This window comes from Mesorhizobium sp. M1338 (assembly GCF_040318045.1).
Classification (GTDB): Bacteria; Pseudomonadota; Alphaproteobacteria; order Rhizobiales; family Rhizobiaceae; genus Mesorhizobium.
Map to the genome: position 1 here is coordinate 44,991 of NZ_JAMYLL010000006.1, position 22,285 is coordinate 67,275.

Annotated in this window: 21 protein-coding genes; 15 read left to right on the forward strand and 6 right to left on the reverse strand. The window is 63.4% G+C overall.

Annotated features, from left to right (window positions below; all coding sequences use genetic code 11):
• Nucleotides 1–143: 143 nt before the first annotated feature.
• The 14 genes from NKH19_RS08275 to NKH19_RS08340 all read left to right on the forward strand — a co-directional run bounded on the left by NKH19_RS08275 (nt 144) and on the right by NKH19_RS08340 (nt 13,407).
• On the forward strand, nt 144–1,475 hold the full coding sequence (locus NKH19_RS08275) for an ABC transporter substrate-binding protein (RefSeq protein WP_352663014.1): 1,332 nt from the start codon (nt 144–146) through the stop codon (nt 1,473–1,475).
• Between the two features lie 223 nt (nt 1,476–1,698).
• Nucleotides 1,699–2,646: a carbohydrate ABC transporter permease gene (locus NKH19_RS08280; protein ID WP_032901495.1), complete on the forward strand. Its 948-nt coding sequence runs from the start codon at nt 1,699–1,701 to the stop codon at nt 2,644–2,646.
• Complete coding sequence (locus NKH19_RS08285) at nt 2,643–3,593, forward strand: carbohydrate ABC transporter permease (RefSeq protein ID WP_352869009.1); 951 nt, start codon at nt 2,643–2,645, stop codon at nt 3,591–3,593. The genes NKH19_RS08280 and NKH19_RS08285 overlap by 4 nt, the downstream gene beginning before the upstream one ends.
• 199 nt (nt 3,594–3,792) lie before the next feature.
• On the forward strand, nt 3,793–3,996 hold the full coding sequence (locus tag NKH19_RS08290; RefSeq protein ID WP_352869012.1) for a hypothetical protein: 204 nt from the start codon (nt 3,793–3,795) through the stop codon (nt 3,994–3,996).
• Nucleotides 3,997–3,998: 2 nt separating this feature from the next.
• Nucleotides 3,999–5,111 (forward strand): ABC transporter ATP-binding protein, encoded by a 1,113-nt coding sequence (locus tag NKH19_RS08295; RefSeq protein ID WP_352869015.1) that lies wholly within the window; start codon nt 3,999–4,001, stop codon nt 5,109–5,111.
• The gene (locus tag NKH19_RS08300; RefSeq protein ID WP_352869018.1) at nt 5,104–6,117 is read left to right on the forward strand and encodes an ABC transporter ATP-binding protein; all 1,014 of its coding nucleotides are present in this window, start codon (nt 5,104–5,106) and stop codon (nt 6,115–6,117) included. Before NKH19_RS08295 ends, NKH19_RS08300 begins: the two co-directional genes overlap by 8 nt.
• Nucleotides 6,118–6,202: 85 nt before the next feature.
• Nucleotides 6,203–7,846, forward strand: a complete 1,644-nt coding sequence (locus NKH19_RS08305; protein WP_352869021.1) for a dihydroxyacetone kinase subunit DhaK — start codon at nt 6,203–6,205, stop codon at nt 7,844–7,846.
• Nucleotides 7,847–7,918: 72 nt separating this feature from the next.
• The gene (gene dhaL / locus NKH19_RS08310; protein WP_352869023.1) at nt 7,919–8,521 is read left to right on the forward strand and encodes a dihydroxyacetone kinase subunit DhaL; all 603 of its coding nucleotides are present in this window, start codon (nt 7,919–7,921) and stop codon (nt 8,519–8,521) included.
• Nucleotides 8,518–8,907 (forward strand): dihydroxyacetone kinase phosphoryl donor subunit DhaM, encoded by a 390-nt coding sequence (gene dhaM, locus NKH19_RS08315; RefSeq protein WP_352982091.1) that lies wholly within the window; start codon nt 8,518–8,520, stop codon nt 8,905–8,907. The genes dhaL and dhaM overlap by 4 nt, the downstream gene beginning before the upstream one ends.
• 21 nt (nt 8,908–8,928) lie before the next feature.
• Nucleotides 8,929–9,231, forward strand: a complete 303-nt coding sequence (locus NKH19_RS08320; RefSeq protein WP_352869029.1) for an HPr family phosphocarrier protein — start codon at nt 8,929–8,931, stop codon at nt 9,229–9,231.
• Nucleotides 9,215–10,801 (forward strand): phosphoenolpyruvate--protein phosphotransferase, encoded by a 1,587-nt coding sequence (ptsP, locus tag NKH19_RS08325; protein ID WP_352869031.1) that lies wholly within the window; start codon nt 9,215–9,217, stop codon nt 10,799–10,801. Before NKH19_RS08320 ends, ptsP begins: the two co-directional genes overlap by 17 nt.
• An 11-nt stretch (nt 10,802–10,812) precedes the next feature.
• Nucleotides 10,813–11,235, forward strand: coding sequence for a hypothetical protein (locus tag NKH19_RS08330; protein ID WP_352869034.1), 423 nt, complete (start codon nt 10,813–10,815; stop codon nt 11,233–11,235).
• A 95-nt stretch (nt 11,236–11,330) separates the two neighbouring features.
• Nucleotides 11,331–12,317 (forward strand): dihydroxyacetone kinase subunit DhaK, encoded by a 987-nt coding sequence (gene dhaK, locus NKH19_RS08335; RefSeq protein WP_352869037.1) that lies wholly within the window; start codon nt 11,331–11,333, stop codon nt 12,315–12,317.
• A 70-nt stretch (nt 12,318–12,387) separates the two neighbouring features.
• Nucleotides 12,388–13,407 carry a nucleotidyltransferase family protein gene (locus NKH19_RS08340; RefSeq protein ID WP_352869040.1) on the forward strand — a complete coding sequence of 340 codons (1,020 nt, stop codon included), beginning with the start codon at nt 12,388–12,390 and terminating at the stop codon, nt 13,405–13,407.
• A 7-nt stretch (nt 13,408–13,414) separates the two neighbouring features.
• On the opposite strand, the gene NKH19_RS08345 is transcribed toward NKH19_RS08340, so the two are convergent.
• From NKH19_RS08345 to NKH19_RS08360, 4 genes are all read right to left on the reverse strand, one after another.
• Nucleotides 13,415–14,392 carry a phosphoenolpyruvate carboxykinase (ATP) gene (locus tag NKH19_RS08345; RefSeq protein WP_352982092.1) on the reverse strand — a complete coding sequence of 326 codons (978 nt, stop codon included), beginning with the start codon at nt 14,390–14,392 and terminating at the stop codon, nt 13,415–13,417.
• A complete protein-coding gene (locus NKH19_RS08350; protein ID WP_352869162.1) occupies nt 14,389–14,823 on the reverse strand; it encodes a lasso peptide biosynthesis B2 protein in 435 nt (144 codons plus the stop codon). Before NKH19_RS08350 ends, NKH19_RS08345 begins: the two co-directional genes overlap by 4 nt.
• Nucleotides 14,824–14,843: 20 nt before the next feature.
• Entirely contained in the window at nt 14,844–15,128 is a 285-nt protein-coding gene (locus NKH19_RS08355) for a PqqD family protein (protein WP_352869046.1), read from the reverse strand.
• 443 nt (nt 15,129–15,571) lie between these two features.
• Complete coding sequence (locus NKH19_RS08360; RefSeq protein ID WP_352869049.1) at nt 15,572–16,369, reverse strand: DUF2259 domain-containing protein; 798 nt, start codon at nt 16,367–16,369, stop codon at nt 15,572–15,574.
• A gap of 143 nt (nt 16,370–16,512) precedes the next feature.
• Between NKH19_RS08360 and NKH19_RS08365 the strand changes: the two genes are divergently transcribed.
• Nucleotides 16,513–18,420 carry a propionyl-CoA synthetase gene (locus NKH19_RS08365; RefSeq protein ID WP_352869052.1) on the forward strand — a complete coding sequence of 636 codons (1,908 nt, stop codon included), beginning with the start codon at nt 16,513–16,515 and terminating at the stop codon, nt 18,418–18,420.
• A 281-nt stretch (nt 18,421–18,701) separates the two neighbouring features.
• Here the strand turns inward: NKH19_RS08365 and NKH19_RS08370 are convergent, their stop codons facing one another.
• Both NKH19_RS08370 and NKH19_RS08375 read right to left on the reverse strand, forming a co-directional pair.
• On the reverse strand, nt 18,702–21,089 hold the full coding sequence (locus tag NKH19_RS08370) for a polysaccharide biosynthesis tyrosine autokinase (RefSeq protein WP_352881552.1): 2,388 nt from the start codon (nt 21,087–21,089) through the stop codon (nt 18,702–18,704).
• Between the two features lie 237 nt (nt 21,090–21,326).
• Nucleotides 21,327–22,223: a UTP--glucose-1-phosphate uridylyltransferase gene (locus tag NKH19_RS08375; protein ID WP_352869058.1), complete on the reverse strand. Its 897-nt coding sequence runs from the start codon at nt 22,221–22,223 to the stop codon at nt 21,327–21,329.
• Nucleotides 22,224–22,285: the final 62 nt, after the last annotated feature.

The following is a 22,285-nucleotide window of genomic DNA, read 5'->3' on the forward strand; positions in this document are numbered from 1 at the left end:
CCTTGTTTAGTAAAAATTGCATCACTAAACAAATTACTAAACATCCGCGACGCTGTTGCGCCGCTATGTTTGGGCCCCCTGAGGAGAGGGTTTGAAGGCTCTTGAAACCGTCATCCGGCGCGTTTCGCAAATGGGAGGAAGATATGAAATCGAGTTTGAAACTGGCGCTGGGACTGACCTCGGCGATTACAGCGTCGACAGCCGTCTCGAACGTCGCGCACGCTGAAGACCTGACGCTCTGCTGGGCCGCCTGGGACCCGGCAAACGCGCTTGTCGAACTGTCCAAGGATTTTACCAAGGAAACCGGCATCGGCATGAAATTCGAGTTCGTGCCGTGGACCAACTATGCCGACCGGTTCCTCAATGAGCTGAATTCGCACGGCAAGCTGTGCGACCTGATCATCGGCGACAGCCAGTGGATCGGCGGCGCCGCCGAGAACGGCCACTACGTCAAGCTGAACGACTTCTTCGACAAGGAGAAGATCAGCATGGACGACTTCGTACCGGCAACCGTCGTCGGCTATTCGGAATGGCCGAAGAACACGCCGAACTACTGGGCGTTGCCGGCCATGGGCGACGTCGTCGGCTGGACCTATCGCAAGGACTGGTTCTCCAAGCCGGAACTGCAGAAGGAATTCAAGGAGAAGTACGGCTGGGATCTCGGCCCGCCGGCCACCTTCGACCAGCTGAAGCAGGTCGCCGAGTTCTTCCAGAAGCGTGAGATCGACGGCAAGACCGTCTACGGCGCCTCGATCTATACCGAGCGCGGCTCTGAAGGCATCACCATGGGCGCCATGGACGTGCTCTACAGCTATGGCTTCCAGTACGAGAACCCCAAGAAGCCCTATGAGATGGAAGGCTTCGTCAATTCCGACAAGTCGGTGAAGGGCCTGGAGTTCTACAAGGCGCTCTATGATTGCTGCACACCGCCCGGCGCCTCGAACAGCTACATGGGCGAAGGTGTCGATGCCTTCAAATCCGGCCAGGTGGCGATGCACATGAACTTCGCCTTCACATGGCCCGGCCTGCAAAAGGACGAGAATGTCGGCGGCGACAAGATCGGCTACTTCGTCAATCCCAAGGGTCCCGACGGCGAGCAGTTCGCCCAGCTCGGCGGCCAGGGCATCTCGGTGGTGTCCTATTCCGACAAGCAGGAAGCGGCGCTGAAATACATCAAGTGGTTCGCCAACAAGGACGTGCAGTCCAAGTGGTGGTCGCTCGGCGGCTATTCCTGCCTCAACGCGGTGGTCAAGGATCCGGCCTTCCCGGCCAGCCAGCCCTACGCGCAGACCTTCCTCGACTCGATGGCCATCGTGAAGGACTTCTGGGCCGAGCCCAGCTACGCACCGCTGCTGCAGGCCTCGCAGAAGCGCTTCCACGACTATGTCGTCGCCGGCCAGGGATCGGCCAAGGACGCACTCGACGGCCTCGTCAAGGACTGGACGCAGGTCTTCGAGGACGACGGCAAGATGTAATCGGCTCCTCCCGAGCTAGGCCCCGGAGGCGGATGATTTTCAGGTCGAATCGACCAGAAATCATCCGCCTCCAGGGATAAAAAGAGAGAGAGCATGATGTCGTCCGAAAACCGCTGCACACTTTTCGGCATCATGCTCTTGGTCCCGTGCCGCCCTTGGCACGGGACGCGGTTCAGATAAATTCCATGACAGAGACGACCAAGTGACCGAAGCAGGACTCACCATGCTCAATCGGACCGCGGAGAACGTTGCCCGGGCGACCCCGGAACCGTTGGCCCGCAAAGTCCGGGGCATCAGCGACAAGGGCCTGGCCTGGCTGTTCATCTCGCCGACGATCCTGTTGCTGCTCGCCATCAACATCTTCCCGCTGTTCTGGGCGATCTATCTGTCGTTCACCAACTACCGCGCCAACCGCCCGAACGAAGTGGTGAAGAACCTCGGCTTTGCCAACTACCAGCGCATCCTCGGCGACAAGGATATCTGGATCGCCATGCAGACGACGGCGCATTTCGTGTTCTGGACCATCCTGCTGCAGACGCTGATCGGCTTCACGCTGGCCTGGCTGATCGACCGGAAGTTCCGCGGCCATGCCTTCTGGACGACGCTGATCCTGGTGCCGATGATGCTGTCGCCGGCGGTGGTCGGCAATTTCTGGCGCTTCCTCTACGAGCCGCAGATCGGCTTGTTCGCCTATGCCATCTCGTTCGTCACGAGGATCCCGCCGACCGATATCCAGATGCTCTCCAACGTGTCGCTGGCGCCGTGGTCGATCATCATCGTCGATACGTGGATGTGGACGCCCTACGTGATGCTGATCTGCCTCGCGGGCTTACGCTCCATTCCCGAATACATCTATGAGGCGGCCGAGGTCGACCGCGCCTCCAACTGGCGGCAGTTCTGGTCGATCACCCTGCCGATGGCGCTGCCCTTCATCATGCTGGCGGTGCTGTTTCGCGGCATCGAGAATTTCAAGATGTTCGACATGGTCAATCTGTTGACCGGCGGCGGGCCGGGCTCGACCACCGAGGTCGCCTCGATCACGCTGAAGCGGCAAGCCTTCGAAAGCTGGCGCACCGGCTATTCCTCGGCCTTCGCCATCATCCTGTTCGTCGCAGTGTTCGGGCTGGCCAACATCTACGTCAAGGCGCTCAACAAGGTGAAGCAGAGATGAGCCTGACCACAGCCCATTCGGTCGTCGCACCGAGCAGCAACTCGAAGCGCATCGCCGGCGCGATCATCATTGCCTATGCACTGATCTCGATCGTGCCGCTGCTGTGGATCTTCGCCACCAGCTTCAAGACGCCGCCGGATTCGATCGCCTATCCGCCCAAGATCCTGTTCCAGCCGAGCCTCGAAGGCTACTGCAATCTGTTCACGACGCGGACGCGGCAGACGCCGGAATACATCAACTCGCTGGGACCGGCGACGAGCTTCTGCGACGAGACCACGCGCAAGCGCAACATGGTGATCGCCGGCCCTTCCAACTTCCTGCCGCGCTTCCTCAACTCATTGATCATCGCCTTCGGCTCGACCTTCTGCGCGGTGTTTCTCGGCACGCTGTCGGCCTACGGCTTCTCGCGCTTCAAGGTGCCGCTGGCCGACGACCTCTTGTTCTTCATCCTGTCGACGCGCTTCATGCCGCCGATCGCCGTCGCCATTCCGATCTACCTGATGTACCGCGAGCTTGGCCTGTCCGACACGGCGCTCGGCATGATCCTGCTTTACACGGCCGTCAACGTGTCGCTGGCGGTGTGGCTGCTGAAAGGCTTCATCGACGAGATCCCGCGCGAATATGAGGAAGCGGCGATGATCGACGGCTATACGCGGCTGCAGGCCTTCTGGCGCACCGTGTTGCCGCAAGCCACCACCGGCATTGCCGCGACCGCTATCTTCTGCCTGATCTTCGCCTGGAACGAATACGCCTTCGCGGCACTCCTGACCTCCGGCACGGCGCAGACCGCGCCGCCCTTCATCCCGACCATCATCGGCGAAGGCGGCCAGGACTGGCCGGCGGTAGCAGCCGGCACGACGATCTTCCTGGTGCCGATCCTGGTCTTCACCATCCTGCTTCGCAAGCAATTGCTGCGCGGCATCACTTTCGGCGCGGTGCGCAAATGAGCAGCATCATGAGTTGTCAGCAGGCATGGAACCGACGGCGCGGCAGCGTCCCTTCCCCCCGTTTACGGGGAGAAGATGCCGGCAGGCAGATGAGGGGCAGCGCTAGCTTTCCGGACTTGGGCGCCGCCCCTCATCCGGCCCTTCGGGCCACCTTCTCCCCGTGTAGTGACGGGGAGAAGGTGTCGCGGAGGTTGTCGCCATGACCCGCCGCAGCTCTGCCAAGCGCTCGTCCTGGCCGCGCGCGCTCCGCCGCGGCCTGATGGAAAACATCGCGACGGCGCTGATCGCCATCGGCTTCCTGATGCTGTTCCAGCCCTTCGCGCTGTCGCTCTACACCTATTCCTTCATCACCATGCTCGCCGGCACGGTGATGTTCATCATCGTCTCGAAGTTCCCGGAATAATCATGGCCGAAATTCGCGTCCAGCACCTGAGAAAGGCCTTCGGCGATTTCGTCGCCGTGAAGGATTCCAACTTCGTCGTCGAGGATGGCGAGTTCTTCGTCATGCTAGGGCCATCGGGCTGCGGCAAGACGACGACCTTGCGAATGATTGCCGGGCTCGAATTGCCGACCGGCGGCCAGATCCTGCTCGGCGGCGACGACGTCACCATGCGGCGGGCACGCGAGCGCGACATCGCCTTCGTCTTCCAGCTGTTCGCGCTCTATCCGCACATGAACGTGCGCAAGAACATCGGCTTTCCGCTCCTGGCGCAAGGCATGCCTTCGGCCGAGATTCGCACGCGGGTCGAGGAGACGGCGAAGCTTCTGCGCATCGACCATCTGCTCAACAAATCCGTCTCCGGCCTTGCCGGTGGCGACCGCCAGCGCGTGGCGCTCGGCCGAGCCATCGTGCGGCGGCCCAAATGCTTCCTGATGGATGAGCCGCTTGGCACGCTCGACACCGAATTCCGCGATCTGATGGTCCATGAGCTGCGCGAGCTGCACAACCGCATCCACGCCACGACGGTCTATGTCACGCACGACCAGATGGAAGCGATGTCGATGGCCGACAAGATCGCGGTGATGAACCATGGCGTCATCGAACAGTTCGGCACGCCACGCGAAATCTACGACCGCCCGGCGACCATGTTCGTCGCCGACTTCATCGGCTCGCCGCCGATGAATTTCTTGGGATTCGGCGGCGGGCTCGCCAAGGGTGCCAGGGAGATCGTCGTGCAAGGTGCGAAGGTGGCGGTGCCGGAGGTGCGCGAGGATATCGCACCTGCCGACATGGCGCTCGGCATCAGGCCCGAACACATCCGCTTCGACGACAATTCGCAGCTGCGCGGTGCCATCTATGGCACCGAATATCTCGGCACCACGCAAATCGTGGCGGTAGAGACGGCGGACGGCATCATCAAGGCACGCGTCCCGGCCGAAATCCGGCTCTCCACCGGCGACCATGTCGGGTTGGCGCTGAGCAGCGCGCGGCTGTCGCTGTTCGAGAAAGGATCCGGCCGCGCGGTGAGAACCGCGATCCACGACGTCGCCTCTGAGCGGAGGGCCCAGCATGGCTGATGTGCACATCAAGAACGTGACCAAGAGTTTTGGCGACCATGCCGCCGTCGACGGCCTTGATCTGGATATATCAGATGGCGAGTTCGTCGTGCTGCTCGGACCGACCGGGGCCGGCAAGACGACGACGCTGCGGCTCATCGCCGGGCTGGAGCGACCGGATTCCGGCACGATCGAAATCGGCGGACACAATGCCACGACGCTGTCGCCGGCGGAGCGCGACACCGCTTTCGTCTTCCAGCAGTATTCGCTCTATCCGCATCTGTCGGTGTTCGACAATCTCGCCTTCCCGCTGCGCTCGCCGGCTCGGAAAATGCCAGAAGACCAGATCCGCCGCCGGGTCGAGGAGGTGGCCAGGATGGTGCGCATCCATCACAAGCTCGCCAACCGCTCGACCAAGCTTTCGGGCGGCGAAATGCAGCGCGTCGCCATCGGCCGCGCGCTGGTGCGCAAGCCCTCGATCTATCTGATGGACGAGCCGCTGTCGTCGCTCGACGCCAAGCTGCGCGGGGATCTCAGGCTCGAGCTGAAGCGCATCCAGACCGAACTCGGCGCCACCATGCTCTATGTCACGCACGACCAGATCGAGGCGATGACGATGGCCGACCGCATCGGCATCCTTGCCGACGGCGTGCTGGTGCAGATCGGCTCGCCGCGAATCATATATTCGGAGCCGGCGAACCTGCATGTCGCGGCAAGACTCGGCCAGCCGGCGATCAATCTTCTGCCGACCGGACTGCTGCCCGATGGTGGCGCGCCGGCGGGAACCAAGACGATCGGCGCGCGCACCGAACATCTGACGATCGAAAAGGCAACCAACGGCCACGCCGACGGCGTGGTCGACTGGGTCGAGCATCTCGGCGACCAGAACCACCTGCATGTTACGGTTGGGTCGAAGAAACTGGTGACGCTGACCGACCCCGACACGGATCTGGCGCAGGGCGACAGAGTGGTGATCCGCTACCGGTCGCCGCTGTATTTTGGCGCCGACGGACAACGACTGATGTGAATGGGGCTGATGTGAGCGGTTTTCGGTGTTTGCTTGCCAAGGGCTCGGCGCCGGTTTTTGACTTTGCGAGTACGGGACGAATTCGATGAAGCACTTTTTCAATCGCAGGGAAACGATCGTCACCGAGGCGCTGGACGGTCTGTTGCGGACCATCGGATCAGGCGATCTCGCGCGCCTCGACGGCTATCCCGAGATCAAGGTGATCCTGCGCGCCGGTTGGGACAAGACGAAGGTCAGCGTCATCTCCGGTGGTGGCGCCGGGCACGAGCCGTCGCATGCCGGCTTCGTCGGCAAGGGCATGCTGACGGCGGCGGTTTCGGGCGAGATCTTTGCCTCACCGAGCGTCGAAGCCGTGCTGGCGGCAATTCGCGCGGTGACCGGCCCGGCCGGCTGCCTGCTCATCGTCAAGAATTATACCGGCGACCGTCTCAATTTCGGCCTGGCGGCCGAGAAGGCGCGCGCCGAAGGGTTTCGTGTCGAAATGGTCATCGTCGCCGACGATATCGCTTTGCCTGACATCACCCAGCCGCGCGGCGTCGCCGGCACCTTGTTCGTGCACAAGATCGCTGGCCATCTGTCGGAAGCCGGTCATGACCTCGCGTCCGTTGCGGCAGCCGCGCGCACGGCTGCGAAGGACATCGTTTCGCTCGGCATGTCGCTGTCGTCCTGCTCGATCCCCGGTCAGCCGCATGAAGACCGGTTTGGCGAAAATGACGGCGAGCTCGGCCTCGGCATTCATGGCGAGCCGGGCGTCGAGCGCATTGCGGTGCAAAGCGCCGACAGGCTGGTCGCGATCATGGCCGAGCGCCTGTCGGCACGGCTCGACCCTGCGGCCAGCTACGCCCTGCTGATCAATAATCTCGGTTCGGTGCCACCGCTCGAAATGTCCGTTATCGCCAACGCGGTGCTTGCCGCACCACTCGCCAAAGCGATCAAGCTGACGATCGGCCCGGGCCCGCTGATGACGGCGCTCAACATGAACGGCTTCTCGCTGTCGCTGATCCGGCTCGACGCGGCACGCGAAACAGCCTTGCTGGCGCCGGTCGGCCCGCATGCCTGGATGCCGGCAAAGCCCGTTGTGCCGCCTGCCGTCGTGCCGATGGCGAAAGCGGCCGGACAGAGCGCGGTGCCCAAGCCCACCCAGGATGCACGCACCAGACGGCTGGTCGTCACGGTCTGCGAAAGGCTGATCGCGCTCGAAGGCACCTTGAACGCGCTGGACGCCAAGGCAGGCGACGGCGACACCGGCTCGACGGCAGCGACCGGCGCACGCAGCGTGCTGGAACGGCTCGACACGCTGCCGCTTGCCGAACCTGCCGCGACCCTTGGTGCGATAGGTAACATACTGAGCGCCTCCATGGGCGGCTCCAGCGGCGTGCTGCTGTCGATCTTCTTCACCGCGGCGGCGCAGGCTCTGAACGGCGGCGCGAACCTGGCCGAGGCGCTGCTAGCCGGCCTGGAGCGGATGACGTTCTATGGCGGTGCAAGGATGGGGGATCGCACGATGATTGATGCCCTGGAACCAGCGCTGAAAGCGCTCGCCGCCAACGGCCTGGAAGATGCGGCACCAGCGGCCCGACGCGGTGCCGAGGCCACTGCCGCCATGGACAGGGCGAAAGCCGGACGATCCGCCTATGTCGGCGGCAAGCTGCAAGGTGTTGTAGACCCCGGCGCCTATGCGGTAGCCGAGGTCTTCGCGGCCGCCGCCGCGCTGCATGAAGCGGCCTGACGCATGCTCCAGTTGTCGAATGACCGTTCTTTCGATACTGCCGGAAAGGTGGAAACCAGGAATGCGAGTGACATGGCGGCGCTGAACCTTGCCGGGTTGATCGCGGCCGCCGCGGATGCGATTGCCGCTCACGCCGAAGAGTTGACGGCGCTCGACCAGGCGATCGGCGACGGCGACCACGGGCTGAACATGAAGCGCGGCTTCGAGGCGGTGCGGGCCGAGGCCGAAGCGTTTGCTGCCAAGCCATTGCCCGAGGCCCTGAAGGCGATCGGCACCAAGCTGGTGATGACGGTCGGTGGCGCCTCCGGTCCGCTGTTCGGCACCCTGTTCCTGGCGCTCGGCAAGGAGATTTCGGCGGCGCCCGACCGCGCCGATCTGACGGCGGCTTTTGGCAAGGCGATCGAAGCGGTGGCCGCGCGTGGCAAGTCGCAGGTTGGGCAAAAAACCATGCTCGACGTGCTGCAGCCGGTGCATGACGCGCTGGTCGAGGGAAAGACTGGATCGGAAATCGCTGACTTCGCCGACGCCGCGGCTAAGGCGACCGTGTCAATGAAGGCCCTGCGTGGCCGCGCCTCGTTCCTCGGCGACCGCTCGATCGGCCATATGGATCCCGGCGCGCGTTCGACCGCGCTTCTGGTGCGCACGATCGTCGAAACGCTGGAAGGTCAGCCATGAGCAATGTCGGCATCGTCATCGTCTCGCATTCGCCGCTGGTCGCCGAGGGCACGGCCGACATGGTGCGGCAGATGGTGGGCGACGAAGTGCCGCTTGCATGGTGCGGCGGAAACGGCCATGGCGGGCTCGGAACCAATGTCGAGGCGATCATGGGCGCCATCGACAAGGCCTGGTCGGAAGCCGGTGTCGTCATCCTGGTCGATCTCGGCGGCGCCGAGACCAACAGCGAAATGGCGGTGGAGATGATCGGCGAGCCACGGTCGCAAAAGATCATCGTGTGCAACGCGCCGATCGTCGAGGGCGCGATCATGGCGGCGACCGAGGCCTCAGGCGGTGCCTCGCTGAAAGAAGTGGTGGCGACGGCACATGAATTGTCGCCGTCGTGAGTGAACGGGAAGCTTGACGACATGTCCGCAGCAGCCGAAGCGACCGTTGTGATCACCCACGAGGTGGGCCTGCACGCGCGTCCTTCGGTGAAGTTCACCAAGCTGGCCAAGACTTTTGCCGCCGAGGTGGAAATAGCGCTGGCCGCCAACGGGCCATGGTTCGACGCCAAGAGCATCGTCAAGGTGATGGCGGCCAAGGCGCCGAAAGGCACGCTGCTGCACATCAGGGCGAGCGGCGACGGCGCCGATGATGCCGTCGACGCGCTGGTCGAACTGGTGCGGCGCGACTTCGATGAAGGCACGGACCATGTCCGGACCGCTTAGGCTGCAAGGCATTTCGGCCTCGGCCGGCTATGCCGAGGGGCCGCTGTTCGATCTCGACCGGATTGCCGCATCCTATGTCGGCAAGGCCACAGCCGCCGGAGAGAAGGCCGCGCTTGAGAGCGCAATCGCCAGTGCGGCCGCTCGTCTCACCGCATTGATCCAAACCGCCAACGGCGACGCCGCCGACATTCTTGAATTTCAAATCGCCATGCTGGAAGACGATGCGCTGAGCAGCCCGGCCTTTGCCGCGATCGGGACTGGTCAACCCGCCGATGTGGCGTGGCGACAGGCACTGGATGCCGAGATCGCCGGCTACGATGCCTCAGACCAGGACTATTTCCGCGCGCGTGCCGCCGACATACGCGACATCAGGGACCAGGTGCTGCGGGCGCTGACCAGGGATAGCGACATCCCGGCACCGGCCGGCGCCATTCTCTATGGCGATGACATCGCGCCGACGCGCTTTCTCGAGACCGACTGGAGCAGCGGCGGCGGCATCGCGCTGAAGGCGGGCAGCACCGCCAGCCACGTCGCCATGCTGGCGCGCTCGCGCGGCGTTCCCATGGTAGTCGGGCTGGGCGCTTCGCCGGCTCACCTTGCGGGTATCGCCCTGCTCGACGCCGAACATGGCGGCATCGTTCTGTTGCCCTCCAGGGCCGATATCGCCGCCTTTCGCCAATCGTCGTCGTCGTTCTCGGCGCGCCGCGACCGGGCTGGAACGTTCCTGGCGCGGCCGGCGGTGACCAAGAACGGCACGGTGGTGCGCGTGCAGGTCAACATCGCCGACCCGTCCGAAGTCGACGGCATCGACATCGTCACCTGCGACGGTGTCGGCCTGATGCGCACCGAATTCCTGTTCGGCAGGACGCTTCCGGATGAGGAGACGCAATATCGCGCCTACCGCAAGGTGCTGGAGTGGGCCGGCGGCAAGCCAGTGACGATCCGTACCGTCGATGCCGGCGGCGACAAGCCGGTTCCGGGCTTCACCGTCGAGGAGAGCAACCCGTTTCTTGGCCTGCGCGGCATCAGGCTGTCGCTGGCAAGACCGGAGGTTTTTCGTGTACAGATTCGTGCGCTGTTGCGCGCCGCCGTGCACGGCAGTCTGAAGGTGATGTTCCCGATGATCGCCGTTATTGTGGAATACAGGCAGGCAGCGGCGATGTTCGCCGAGGAACAGGCAGCACTTGCCGCGCGCGGCATCGCGCACAGGATGCCGCCGCTCGGCATCATGGTCGAGGTGCCTTCGGTGGCGATCGTGCCGGAAGCCTTTGCCGAGGCCGCCTTCTTCTCGATCGGCTCCAACGATCTCACCCAATATGTCATGGCTGCGGCCCGCGACAACGCCGCCGTGGCACATCTCAATTCGGTCCGTCATCCGGCCGTGCTGCGGCTGATCGCCGCCGTGACCGCGTTTGGCCAGCGTGAAAAGATTCCGGTCAGCCTGTGCGGCGATGCCGGCGGCGATCCCGCCTCGATCCCGTCGCTGCTCGAGGCCGGCCTGCGCGAACTTTCCGTCGCGCCGGCGCAACTCGCCATGGCCAAGGCGGCCATCGCCGATATTTCGGTCTAGGCGCGGCTGGCATGATCGACAAGACACCCGAACCCGGTTCCGATGAGGCAATCCGCGCCTACAAGACGATCCTGTCGCACGTCATCGACCAGCGGCCGTCCGGCATGCGCCAGCGCCTCGCCGACGCGCTCGGCAAGCATCGCAGCTTCGTCACGCAGATTTCGAGCCCGGCCTATTCGATCCCGATCCCGTCAAAACATTTGCCGGCTATATTTTCGGTGTGCCATTTCAGCCCGGCAGAGCGCGATCAGTTTCTCGCAGCCTATCATCAGGCGCATCCGGGAAAAATGTCGGTCGCGGCAGGCATGCGCAAGACGCGGCATGTTTCATTGATCGTGCCGGATTTCGGCGACGACAAGCAGAACGCCGCGCTCGACAGGGCTGTCAACGACTTCATCCAGAAGATCACCAGCATCACCGGCAAGGGTGGCTGACCCCTTGGAGTTTGTACGCAATTCCGGACGGAAAACCGTTACACACTTTTCCTGGAATTGCTTCGATGTCACGCCTATTTCGGGAGGAGACGGCCGTGAAGAAATTCATGAATTCGGTGGACACGGTGCTGACCGAGAGCCTCGACGGTTTCGTTGCCGCCCATGCCGACATCCTGGTGCTTGGCGACGAGCACAAATTCATCCGCCGCAAGACCTTGCGGCCGGGCAAGGTGGCGCTGATCTCCGGCGGCGGCTCCGGCCACGAGCCGCTGCATGGCGGCTTTGTCGGCCATGGCATGCTGGACGCTGCCTGCCCCGGCCAGGTGTTCACCTCGCCGACACCGGACCAGATGCTGGCGGCGGCGGAAGCCGTCGACACCGGCGCCGGCTGCCTGTTCATCGTCAAGAACTACGAGGGTGACGTGATGAACTTCGACATGGCGGCAGAGATGTCGGAAGGGATCCAGCAGGTCGTGACCAATGACGATGTCGCCGTCGAGAATTCTTCTTATACGACCGGCCGGCGTGGCGTCGCCGGCACGTTGGTGGTGGAAAAGATCGTCGGCGCGGCGGCCGAACATGGCCTGGCGCTGGCGTCGTTGAAGGCAGTGGGCGACCGCGTCAACGCTGCCACCCGCTCCATGGGCGTGGCGCTGACCAGTTGCACGGTGCCGGCGGCGGGCAAGCCGACTTTCGACATCGGCGACGGCGAGATGGAATTCGGCGTCGGCATCCATGGCGAGCCCGGCCGCCGGCGCGATACGTTGAAAAGCGCCGATGCTATCGCGCAGGAGATTTGTGCCGCGATCCTGGGCGATCTCGGCGACGGGGCGAAAGGCCCGGCGCTGCTGTTCGTCAATGGCTTCGGCGGCACGCCGCTGATGGAACTCTATCTGATGTACAACAGCGCGCGGGCGATTTTCGAGAAGCACGGCGTGACGGTGACCCGTTCGCTGGTCGGCTCCTACGTCACCTCGCTCGACATGGCCGGCTGCTCGATCACACTCACCATGCTCGACGACGAGACGACGGCATTCTGGGATGCGCCGGTGCGCACGGCGGCACTGCGATGGGGCATGTAACGCTGGCTTCCACTCCGCTTTTCTGCAACCATCCTGGACAATCCCTTTAGCCGCAACATTGTCCGGGTTGATGCTGCCATCTCTCACCCCACCCGAAGAAAAGCTGCTGCTGCGCTACGCCGATCCGGAAGCGTCGGCCTTCGACGCCGATAATTTGCCGGCAAAGTCCCTGACGGCGCTGCTCGACAATGCCGAGTTCCATGGTGTCCTGCCGATCATGCTGCGCAAGCTCAGCGGCGACGCGCGGCTGCCACCGGATCAGGGGCTGCGGGACAGACTGGAGGATCTGCGCCAGAAGGCGACGATCGCCACCGGCCAGTCGATGCTGCTGCGGTACCATGGCGACCGCATCATGAAGGGGCTGGCGGCGGACAACGTTCCGGCGCGGATCGTCAAGGGGCCGGTCTTCGCGCGCAAACTCTACCGCAACGTCGCCGACAGGCCGTTCACCGACATCGACATACTGGTCGAGCCGGCCAACCTGGCGCGGGCAAACCGGGTGATCGCGGCATGCGGCTTCGAGCTTGGCAGCAACGAGGCGCAATCCTACGAGTTGCAGGAGTTCAAATGGCTGGAGAAGGAGAATTCGAGCCTGCTGGTCGAACTGCATGGCGATCTGGTGCATGACACCGGCATGCGGCGGCGCCTGTCGCTGGGTTTCCCTGAATTGCGCGCCATCGACGGCGAGGCGACGGACACGCCGGCGGCGCTTTTGACGATTGCCATCGTGCATGCCGCCGGCGGCCACAAATTCCACCGGCTGCAGCTTTGCGTCGACGTGCTGCAAGGGGTGCGGGCGTTGCAGTCGGCGGAAGCGGAAGCGCGCCTGTTCGACGCTGCCCGCATGACCGGGATCGAGCTCGAACTGGCTGTTGTGCTCAATGTGACCGGCGAATTGTTCGAGGAGACCCGTGCGCTTGAACTCGCCGGCCGCATCAAGCCCGATCTCTCGATACGGCTGGCCAGACGGTTGATCACCACGAATACGCTGCTCGGCGTCAATTCCAGGGACAAGCTTGGTTCGCGCCTGCGCCGCGACGCCTTCCGATGGATCCAGCGGCTGGCCAAGGCCAGGCCACAGCTTGCCTGACTTGACGTCAATCCGGGGTAGAGCTGATCAGCGCCGCCGCGTCGGCCGGGTGCGCGCCCACCTCCAACCGGAAGGTCGGCACCGAATTGACCAGCCCGGCGATGGTCGCCAACCGGCGTTTTTGCATCGGCAGCAGCCCGGTCATGCCCGTGCGGACATTGTCCACTGCCAGCGCCACCATTGCGTCGGTCCTGGCCATGGCGACGAGCCGGGTCTGGCTGTCGGCGGAGCGCGCCAAGTGCAGAAGGGCCGCTACCGGCCTGGCGGACGCGTTTTCTACCCGCACGATCCCGGCCAGCCTTTCAAGCGAGACGGGCTGTTCGCCGTTGCGATCCCACGTCTGGCCGAGGCATGGCGCCACCCGCGGAATCATCTGCGCCGTCTTCCGGTGGATCTTGACGGCGCGCGGCAAGCCCCAGGCCACGACCTTGCTTGAAGCGACATTCACGATCATGGCGTCGTCGGAGCAGAGGCCAAAGCCCTGCGTTGCCAGAGCCAGCGACGTCGTGGTCTTGCCGGTGCCGCTCGGGGCATGGATCAGCACCACCGCATCGCTGCCCGGCAACGTCAGGCCCGCGGTATGCAGCATATGCTGGCCGCCAGCGTCGAGCGCGGCGTCGAGCACCAGCATCCAGGCCGTCCAGGCGACTTTCGTGCCGGGGCGCACCCGGAGCTCGGCCCAACCCTCGTCGCTCTTGATCGAGACGGTGAGACGTGCGGGAAAGACGAGATGGATGGTGCCGCCGGCCTCAATCATCCGGCAGTGGCCATCCTCCGGGACCTCACCATCGAAAACGAGGGATCCGTGGGGTGTCTCATCCAAGGTGTCGGTCTCGGTGATATCAAGGCGAAAGCCCGGCTCGACGGGTTCGGCGATACGCAGGCCGGCGAACATCCTGTCGAAATCCCGCCACAGCTCGGTGCGCTCGGCCGATATGCCGAGAATCTGGCCGTTGAGGGCGTAGCACGCTGAAGGTCTGGTCAAGCGGGACGCACCTTCGTGGCATCGGCATGGTGACGGTAGATCTCGACCATGCCGGGAAGGCTGTCGCTGACCACCGGCCTGCCGTCGAGGCAGACCCAGCAATGCGCCGACATGCGTGGCGCGTGCATCGACTGGGGATCAACGCCGAAGCGCAGGTCCGGATCGAAGCCGGCAAGGCGCAGGAAACGATGGCCGAGCAGACCCTCTCTCAGACACCTGCGGTCGCGCATCAGCCAGGGATGGCGGACGGTGCGGTTGACGCTGGCGACGATGTAGGCGGACGGCAAGCCGCGATAGGGCGTCGACGAGGTGAGCGGCGCCCATTTGAGCACGTCCTCGAAGCTGCGGTTGGCGACCAGGAACGGCATCAGCCGCGCGCTTGCCCAGAGATGGCAGCGAAACAAGGCGCGCATGAGCGGACCGTCGGCCATCAGGCGCGTATCTTTAGCCATCAAGCACCCGGCGCGGCGAGGATACCTTCCTCGATCAGATCGGTGGCCAGTGACGCCATATCCTGATCGAGCGTCCCCTTGTCGACCTCGAACTCCCCGCAAAGCAGGTCGACGATCTGGTCGAGGTTGCGCGCGCCGTCCACCTTGTCGAGGAAGGCTTCGGTCGTGCCGTTGCATGTGTAAAGCTGGCCGCTGCGCGCCAAAAGCACGACTGCACCATCGCCGACATGCTGGACCGAAGCGTCTTCCGCCAGCCGCAGAACCGTTCCAGAGCCAATTTCCATCACCAACCCCACCAAGCCATGCAAAAACCCCGGATTTCAGATAGCGCGGCGATGGAACGCTGTCTATCAGCCGATCATGGAGACCGGCGGCGGGCAGCCGCGGTTTTGCGTTCCGACAGATCCTCGTCCCGGTCGCGAAATCGCATCCGCGGCCTGCTCCCGGCCGGAATCGTCTCAGAAATAGACGCCAAGGCGAGGCATGGACAAGGGAACCGACCGGCTCGGCCGTTGCTTTTCTTCCCTGGAGTAAGGTAAAGCCTGCCTGGGTCTTGGGGAGATAGCGTATGGGTTACAATTGGGAGCGGGCTCCGACGAGCTTCGAACGTCACAGAAAAGCGCTGGCGACGGCAATTTTGATCGCTGGCGGCATTGGTCTCATGCTTGTGGCCCTGCCTATCTAGAACAATCAATAGTCATCGACAGGGCAACTTTGGGCCGTCGTGTCAGCGCGGTTGCCCGGTCACGGCGAGGAAGCGGCGATCACGCCCCTCAAAACCCTGGCTGAAACGCTGTACCAGCACGACGATCACCGCCGGCTTGCCGGCCGGGGTGAATTCGTAGGATTCCGACAGGCTGTAGGAGGTCGGGCAGTTTCTTGAGCCCGGCACGGCCTTGTCCTCGTGCAGGATCTTGAACGGCTTGCTGTCTTGCCCTTGCAGCGTCAGCCGGAAGCCGAGCGCCTTGCCGGATGTATCGCCTTGCCGCGCCGCATCGAAACTCGCCGAACAATCGCCCGTGCTGGCCGCCAGGATCTGATCGAGCTGGATGGTCGAAATATCCGTTTCGCCATAGAGCGGCGCCAGCCACTTCTGCGACACCTGTTCGAGGCGGGAAATGTCGTTGTAGGCAATCATCTCACCTGGAAAGGTGAACTTATCGGAAGCTGTCTGATCGCCGCGCGATGCGATGGCATATCTGGCAAGAACGGGCGCCGCCCTGACGGCGGCCTGCGCCCTCGCCTGTTCCAGGGTCAGCGTCGCTTCCTCCGACGCGTCGACGACGAGGATCGGCTTGCCGCCGACGAATTCATCGGTGCGCGTGTCGATGATGTCGATCTCCGACCAGCCGGAGTCCGAGGCGCCGGCATCGAGCTTTCCATATTGCTCGAAGGCGAAATAGGCACCGTCGGGCGAAAAGCCGATGATACGCCGTGCCGCGGCATCGCCGGCCTGAGCGGCTCCGGTGGAGATCGCGAGCAAGACAGCCAGGAAGGATGGAAGCAAGGATCGCCTGGCAAACATCGCGGCTCCAATCCCATATCGCAATTTCATAGCAGCTTGCCCCCAAGCACCAGGTCGATGTCGTCAGCACAATGGCGTACATTTGCGGCCAAGGTTAGAGCGCGCTATCTGGAGGGAAGAAAATCGTTCCTGGGGAGGGCCTTATGGCTTCACGCTATCACGAGGTCTATGACGGCTGGAAACGCGACCCGGAGCAATTCTGGGCTGACGCGGCCGGCGCCATCGACTGGTATTCGCCCTACGACAAGGTGTTCGACGCCACTGCCGGGGTCTATGGCCGATGGTTCACCGGCGCCACCTGCAACACCTGCTACAACGCCATCGACCGCCATGTGGCGGGCGGACGCGCCGACCAGATCGCGCTGATCCATGACAGCGCCATCACCGGCACGGTCAAGAAATTCACCTATGCCGAACTCAAGCGCGAGGTGGTCGCACTCACCTCGGTGCTGAAGAACCGCGGCATTCGCAAGGGCGACCGCGTTATCATCTACATGCCGATGGTGGCCGAGGCGGCCATCGCCATGCTGGCCTGTGCCCGCATCGGCGCGGTGCATTCGGTGGTGTTCGGCGGCTTTGCCTCGCATGAGCTCGCCACCCGCATCGACGACGCCAGGCCGAAGCTGATCATTTCCGCCTCCTGCGGCCTGGAGCCGGGCCGCGTCGTCGCCTACAAGCCGCTGCTCGACAAGGCGATCGAGATTTCCCGCCACAAGCCGGACGCCTGCCTGATCCTGCAGCGCGACCAACTGCGCTGCGACCTCAGGGAGCATTTCGACATCGACTACGCCGATGCCGTCGCCCGCGAACGGGCAGCGGGCGCCAATATCGATTGCGTGCCGGTGCTCGCTACCGATCCGCTCTACATCATCTACACATCGGGCACGACCGGCCAGCCCAAGGGCATCGTGCGCGACAATGGCGGCCACATGGTCGCGCTGAAATGGACGATGGAAAACGAGTTCGGCGTCAAGCCGGGCGAGGTGTTCTGGGCGGCATCCGATGTCGGCTGGGTGGTCGGCCATTCCTATATCGTCTACGGGCCGCTGCTGCATGGCTGCACCAGCATCCTGTTCGAGGGCAAGCCTGTCGGCACGCCCGATGCCGGCACCTACTGGCGGGTGATATCGGAATACGGTGTCGTAGCACTTTTCACCGCGCCGACCGCGTTCCGCGCCATCAAGGGGCAGGATCCGAAGGGCGAGTTCATCGCGAAATACGATTTGTCGAAATTCCGCACGCTGTTCCTCGCCGGCGAGCGCGCCGACCCTGAAACCATCAAATGGGCGGAGCAGAAGCTGAACGTGCCGGTGATCGACCATTGGTGGCAGACCGAGACCGGCTCGCCGATGACGATCAATCCCGCCGGCCTCGGCCTGCTGCCGGTGAAATACGGCTCACCGGGCGTGCCGATGCCTGGCTACGATATCCGCGTGCTCGACGATGCGGGCCACGAAGTGCCGCGCGGCACGCTGGGCAATGTGGTGGTCAAGCTGCCGCTGCCGGCCGGCTGCCTGCCGACGCTGTGGAACGCCGATCAACGGTTCCGCCAAGCCTATCTCGACGAGTTCCCCGGCTTCTACAAAACGGCGGATGCCGGCATGGTCGACGAGGACGGCTATCTCTACGTCATGGCCCGCACCGACGACATCATCAATGTCGCCGGCCACCGGCTGTCGACCGGCACCATGGAAGAGGTGCTTTCGGCGCATCCCGATGTCGCCGAATGCGCGGTCATCGGCATTGCCGACGCCATGAAAGGGCAGGTTCCGCTCGGCTTCGTGGTGCTGAATGCTGGTGTGACGCGCGATATCGGCCTCATCGAGACCGAGGTGGTCGGCCTGGTGCGCGAACGCATCGGCCCGGTCGCCGCCTTCAAGACGGTGGTGACGATCAAGCGCCTGCCCAAGACACGCTCGGGCAAGATCCTGCGCGGCACCATGCAGAAGATCGCCGACAAGGAAGAATGGGCGATGCCGGCGACCATCGACGACCCGGTCATTCTCGACGAGATCGCCGCCGCCCTGAAGGAGCGCGGGATCGGCCTTTGAGCCGCTGAAGGGCTTGGCTTGTCGGGGCTGCGATGCTTGAGTGGCGATGGTCCGCGCCGGAGCGCCTTATCTCTATCTCCGGTCGATGGCAATCGGCGCGACGATGATCGCGGCAAGCTGGTGGCGACCTAAGCCGAGCCACGCATCCGGCTACTGCTCGACCGCACCATTTCCGCTGCCGGCTCAAGGCCGCGTAGCCAATCGTCTGCTCCGGTTAGCGCATCGCCACGTCACGTGCAGCCACAATGAACGCGGCCGGCCTTGCCCTGGCAGCGGTCAAATCAGACCGGTGCCTTGCTGCGCACTTCCGATTTTTCCAGATAGTAGGTCGAGTATTTATCGAAGAACTTTTCCGAGCCGCCGAACGATCCGTATTTGGCCAGCTTCTTCAGATCGACCTTGTTCAGCACCGCGCCGACGATCTTGTTGGCGACATACGGTTCGGATTCCAGCATCGACCTGACCATGGCGCGCGGCGTGCGCCCCCATTCGGTGACGAGCAGAAAACCGTCGACCAGCGGCGCGAAGGCCTTGGCATCGACCACTGGTCCAAGCGGCGGCAGATCGACGACGATGTATTCGAATGTCTCCTTGGCGTTCCCGATGAAGCGCCGCATGCCGGCGGAGGAGAGGAGTTCGCTGGTATGCGAGAAGTTGCCGCGCAGCACGGCCGGGATGATCGCCAGCTTCGTCTGCCTGTCGATCTTGCCGACGGACTGCCAGGTCTGGCCGTTGACCACCGCTTCCATCAAGCCCTGCTCGGCTTCCATGCCGAGGCCACGGCTGAGGCCGGGATTGCGCAGGTCACCATCGATCAGCAACGTCTTGGCGCCATTGGCGGCAAGCAGGCCGGCGAGATTGGCCGCGACCGTCGACTTGCCCTCGCCGGGAAGCACCGAGATGATGCCGATGACGCGGCTGCCTTGCCCTTCCAGCACGACGTCGAAGGCAATCTTGGCGCTGCGCAGCGTTTCGGAGAACATCGAGGCAGGCGAATCGATGCTGACCCGCATGCGCGCCCGTTTTTCCGCGGCCGACAGCGATTTGGCGGTCTTGGCATCCACCTGGGTATCGCCAGGCTTTTCTTCCTTGCCGAGTTTGCCGCCGATCATCGGCAGATAGCCGAGGAATTTCAGGCCGACCCGGTCGCGTACATCCTCGCCGGTCCTGAAGAACCGTTCGTTGAACTCGTTCAGGCCGCCGAAGCCGGCGCCCATCAGCATGCCAAGAACCAGCGAAAGTCCCAGCACGATGATCGTGCGTGGGCTTGACGCGGAGGTCGGCATCGAGGCGTCCGAGATGATGCGGATCTTGCCGACCGGGAAGGATTGCTGCTGCGCGGCTTCCTCGTAGCGGCCGAGGAAGGTCTGATAGAGCGTGGTGAGCGCCGTCGCCTGCTGTTCGAGTTCACGCAGCTTGACCTGCGTCTGGTTGTCAACGGAGCTCTTGCCTTGTGCGGCCGCGACATTGGCCCTGAGCGCGGTCTCGCGCGCCTGCGCCACTTCATATTCGTTGCGATAGCTTTCGGTCAGCTGCTTCAGTTCGCCGAAAATCTGCGTCGATATGTCGGTCTTCTCCTTGGTAAGCGCCACCGCCTGCGGATGCTGGGGGCCGAAATTCGCCTCGACGTCCTGCAGCCGCTTGGAGACCGTGAGGTAGCGGGTCTTGAGCGCCGCGATGACCGAGCTGCTCGGCTGGTCACTCGATATGGCGGCATCCTTGAAAGCGTTGTCGGAGCCGCTTTCGACAATTGCCTTGTACTGCTGGTAGCGGGCACTGGCGCGTGCGGTGTCGGCCTGCGCGACGATGAGCTGGGCGTTGAGATCGGAGAGTTGCTTGTCGCTCATCAGCTGACCATCGCTGTTGGCGGCCAAGCCATGTTCGGCCCTGAATTTCTCGACCGCGAGCGATGCCGCCTGCGAGCTCTGGCGCAATTCCGTCAACCGGCCCTGCAGCCAGACCGCCGCCCGCTCGGTGGCGTCGAAGCTGGCATCGAGCTGATCGGCGAGATAGGCATCGGCATAGGCTTTGGTGACCGCGTTTGCGAGGGCCGGATCCGTTGCCTGATAACCTATGGTGATCACGAAGCTTCGCCCGGTGCGCTCCGCCTGGACCTCATTCTGCAGCTTGAGGATCGCGTAGTCGCGACGAGACGTGGCGATAAGCGCATCGCGGGCGGCGGGGTCGAGCTTGCTGATGTCACCGACGCCCGGCGTGGCGGGGCTGGGGCGAACATACTGGATCAGGCTCCGGGCCAGACCGACGCCCTGGGCCAGAGCCGATACGGGCGGATTCATGAACGCATCGTTCTGGTCGAGCTTCAGCTTGTCGACCACCACGGCGGCAAGCCGCGTCGAATTCAGTATTTCGATCTGGCTCAGGATGGCGGAATCGGTCTGCATGGTTGTCGATGCCGCTGAGATGTCATCGACGATCTTGTTCAAGCCTTCGTCGATCAGCACGCTGCTGACCGACTGATATTTGGGCGGCGTGGTCTGCAGATAGAGCACGCCAAGAATGAGACCGATGATGGCGCACACGGCAACCACCTTGGCTTGCCGTGCGGCCATGCCAAGCAGCCGCTCGATATCGATGAAGTCTTCGCCGTCTCCTGCGTCTGAATTCGGCAATGGCATCCTCTTGTCGAGAGGAAAGTTGGCATAGTTCATCTTCGGTCCAATTCTAGAGCCGGTCCCATTCCGATTGATCGCAATGGGCTCTATCTCACTGTTTGAACATGATCTTTTCCGGAAACCGGGACCCACTTTCCGGGATCATGCTTTGGCTTGCAGGCGCCGCCAAGATCGGGAGCGTTTGCGCAAAACGACGCAAACCTCGTGCCAGACAGCGCAAAGCCTATCGCCCCGCGCCATCCACCATCTGAAAATGCTCCCGAAACATGGGCATTATGCGGCTTCTTCCTGACGTTCATGCGTCCGGACGAACTCCTGAAGCATCTCGAAAACCGGGCCCTTCATGTCGTCGCGCGCCAGCGCGAAGGCGATGTTGGCCTGGATGAACCCTTCCTTGGAACCGCAGTCGAACATGCGACCCTTGAAAGGCTGGGCGAAGAACGGCTGATCCTTCGACAGACGGACCATTGCGTCCGTCAGCTGGATCTCGTTGCCGGCGCCGCGCTGCTGATTGCCCAGAAGCGCGAAGATCTCGGGCTGCAGGATGTAGCGGCCGTTGATGTAGAAGTTCGACGGCGCGTTGGCCGGCGCCGGCTTTTCGACCATCGCCGTCACCTCGAAGCCACTGCCGATCTCGGCGCCGCGGCCAACGATGCCGTATTTGTTGGTCTCGGTTGGTTCGCAACGCTCGACGGCGATGACATTGCCGCCGGTTCGCTCGTAGAGGTCGACGGTTTCGGCGAGGCATCCGCGCCCGCCAAAGGAGACCATGTCCGGCAGCAGCAAGGCGAAGGGCTCGTTGCCGATGACTTCGCGCGCGCACCAGACGGCATGGCCGAGGCCTTGCGGCGATTGCTGGCGGATGAAGCTGGTGGCGCCGGCCACCGGCAAAAGGCTTTCCAGCGACTGCAACTGCGCCTTCTTGCCGGTCTGTTCCAGGGTTCCGATCAGTTCCGGATGGAGGTCGAAATAGTCCTCGATTACCGCCTTGTTGCGACCGGTCACGAACACGATGTGCTCGATGCCCGCCTCGAAGGCCTCGTCCACCGCATATTGCACGACAGGCCTATCGACGACGGGAAGCATTTCCTTCGGCATCGATTTGGTCGCCGGCAGGAACCGTGTTCCAAGCCCCGCCACCGGTATCACGGCCTTCCTGATTTTCTTCATCGCAAATTCCTTCTGAGGAGATCGACTTCAGTCCATTCACAGGCCACGAAAACCTCCATGTG

Coding starts and splice junctions, on each gene's coding strand:
- NKH19_RS08305 (WP_352869021.1), top strand. CDS start 6,203: ATGAAGCACTTTTTCAATCGCAGGGAAACGATCGTCACCGAGGCGCTG.
- NKH19_RS08350 (WP_352869162.1), bottom strand. CDS start 14,823: ATGGCCGACGGTCCGCTCATGCGCGCCTTGTTTCGCTGCCATCTCTGG.
- NKH19_RS08285 (WP_352869009.1), top strand. CDS start 2,643: ATGAGCCTGACCACAGCCCATTCGGTCGTCGCACCGAGCAGCAACTCG.
- NKH19_RS08360 (WP_352869049.1), bottom strand. CDS start 16,369: ATGTTTGCCAGGCGATCCTTGCTTCCATCCTTCCTGGCTGTCTTGCTC.
- NKH19_RS08340 (WP_352869040.1), top strand. CDS start 12,388: ATGCTGCCATCTCTCACCCCACCCGAAGAAAAGCTGCTGCTGCGCTAC.
- NKH19_RS08275 (WP_352663014.1), top strand. CDS start 144: ATGAAATCGAGTTTGAAACTGGCGCTGGGACTGACCTCGGCGATTACA.
- dhaL (WP_352869023.1), top strand. CDS start 7,919: ATGGCGGCGCTGAACCTTGCCGGGTTGATCGCGGCCGCCGCGGATGCG.
- NKH19_RS08295 (WP_352869015.1), top strand. CDS start 3,999: ATGGCCGAAATTCGCGTCCAGCACCTGAGAAAGGCCTTCGGCGATTTC.
- NKH19_RS08375 (WP_352869058.1), bottom strand. CDS start 22,223: ATGAAGAAAATCAGGAAGGCCGTGATACCGGTGGCGGGGCTTGGAACA.
- NKH19_RS08300 (WP_352869018.1), top strand. CDS start 5,104: ATGGCTGATGTGCACATCAAGAACGTGACCAAGAGTTTTGGCGACCAT.
- NKH19_RS08330 (WP_352869034.1), top strand. CDS start 10,813: ATGATCGACAAGACACCCGAACCCGGTTCCGATGAGGCAATCCGCGCC.
- NKH19_RS08320 (WP_352869029.1), top strand. CDS start 8,929: ATGTCCGCAGCAGCCGAAGCGACCGTTGTGATCACCCACGAGGTGGGC.
- NKH19_RS08370 (WP_352881552.1), bottom strand. CDS start 21,089: ATGAACTATGCCAACTTTCCTCTCGACAAGAGGATGCCATTGCCGAAT.
- NKH19_RS08355 (WP_352869046.1), bottom strand. CDS start 15,128: ATGGAAATTGGCTCTGGAACGGTTCTGCGGCTGGCGGAAGACGCTTCG.
- NKH19_RS08365 (WP_352869052.1), top strand. CDS start 16,513: ATGGCTTCACGCTATCACGAGGTCTATGACGGCTGGAAACGCGACCCG.
- dhaM (WP_352982091.1), top strand. CDS start 8,518: ATGAGCAATGTCGGCATCGTCATCGTCTCGCATTCGCCGCTGGTCGCC.
- NKH19_RS08290 (WP_352869012.1), top strand. CDS start 3,793: ATGACCCGCCGCAGCTCTGCCAAGCGCTCGTCCTGGCCGCGCGCGCTC.
- ptsP (WP_352869031.1), top strand. CDS start 9,215: ATGTCCGGACCGCTTAGGCTGCAAGGCATTTCGGCCTCGGCCGGCTAT.
- NKH19_RS08280 (WP_032901495.1), top strand. CDS start 1,699: ATGCTCAATCGGACCGCGGAGAACGTTGCCCGGGCGACCCCGGAACCG.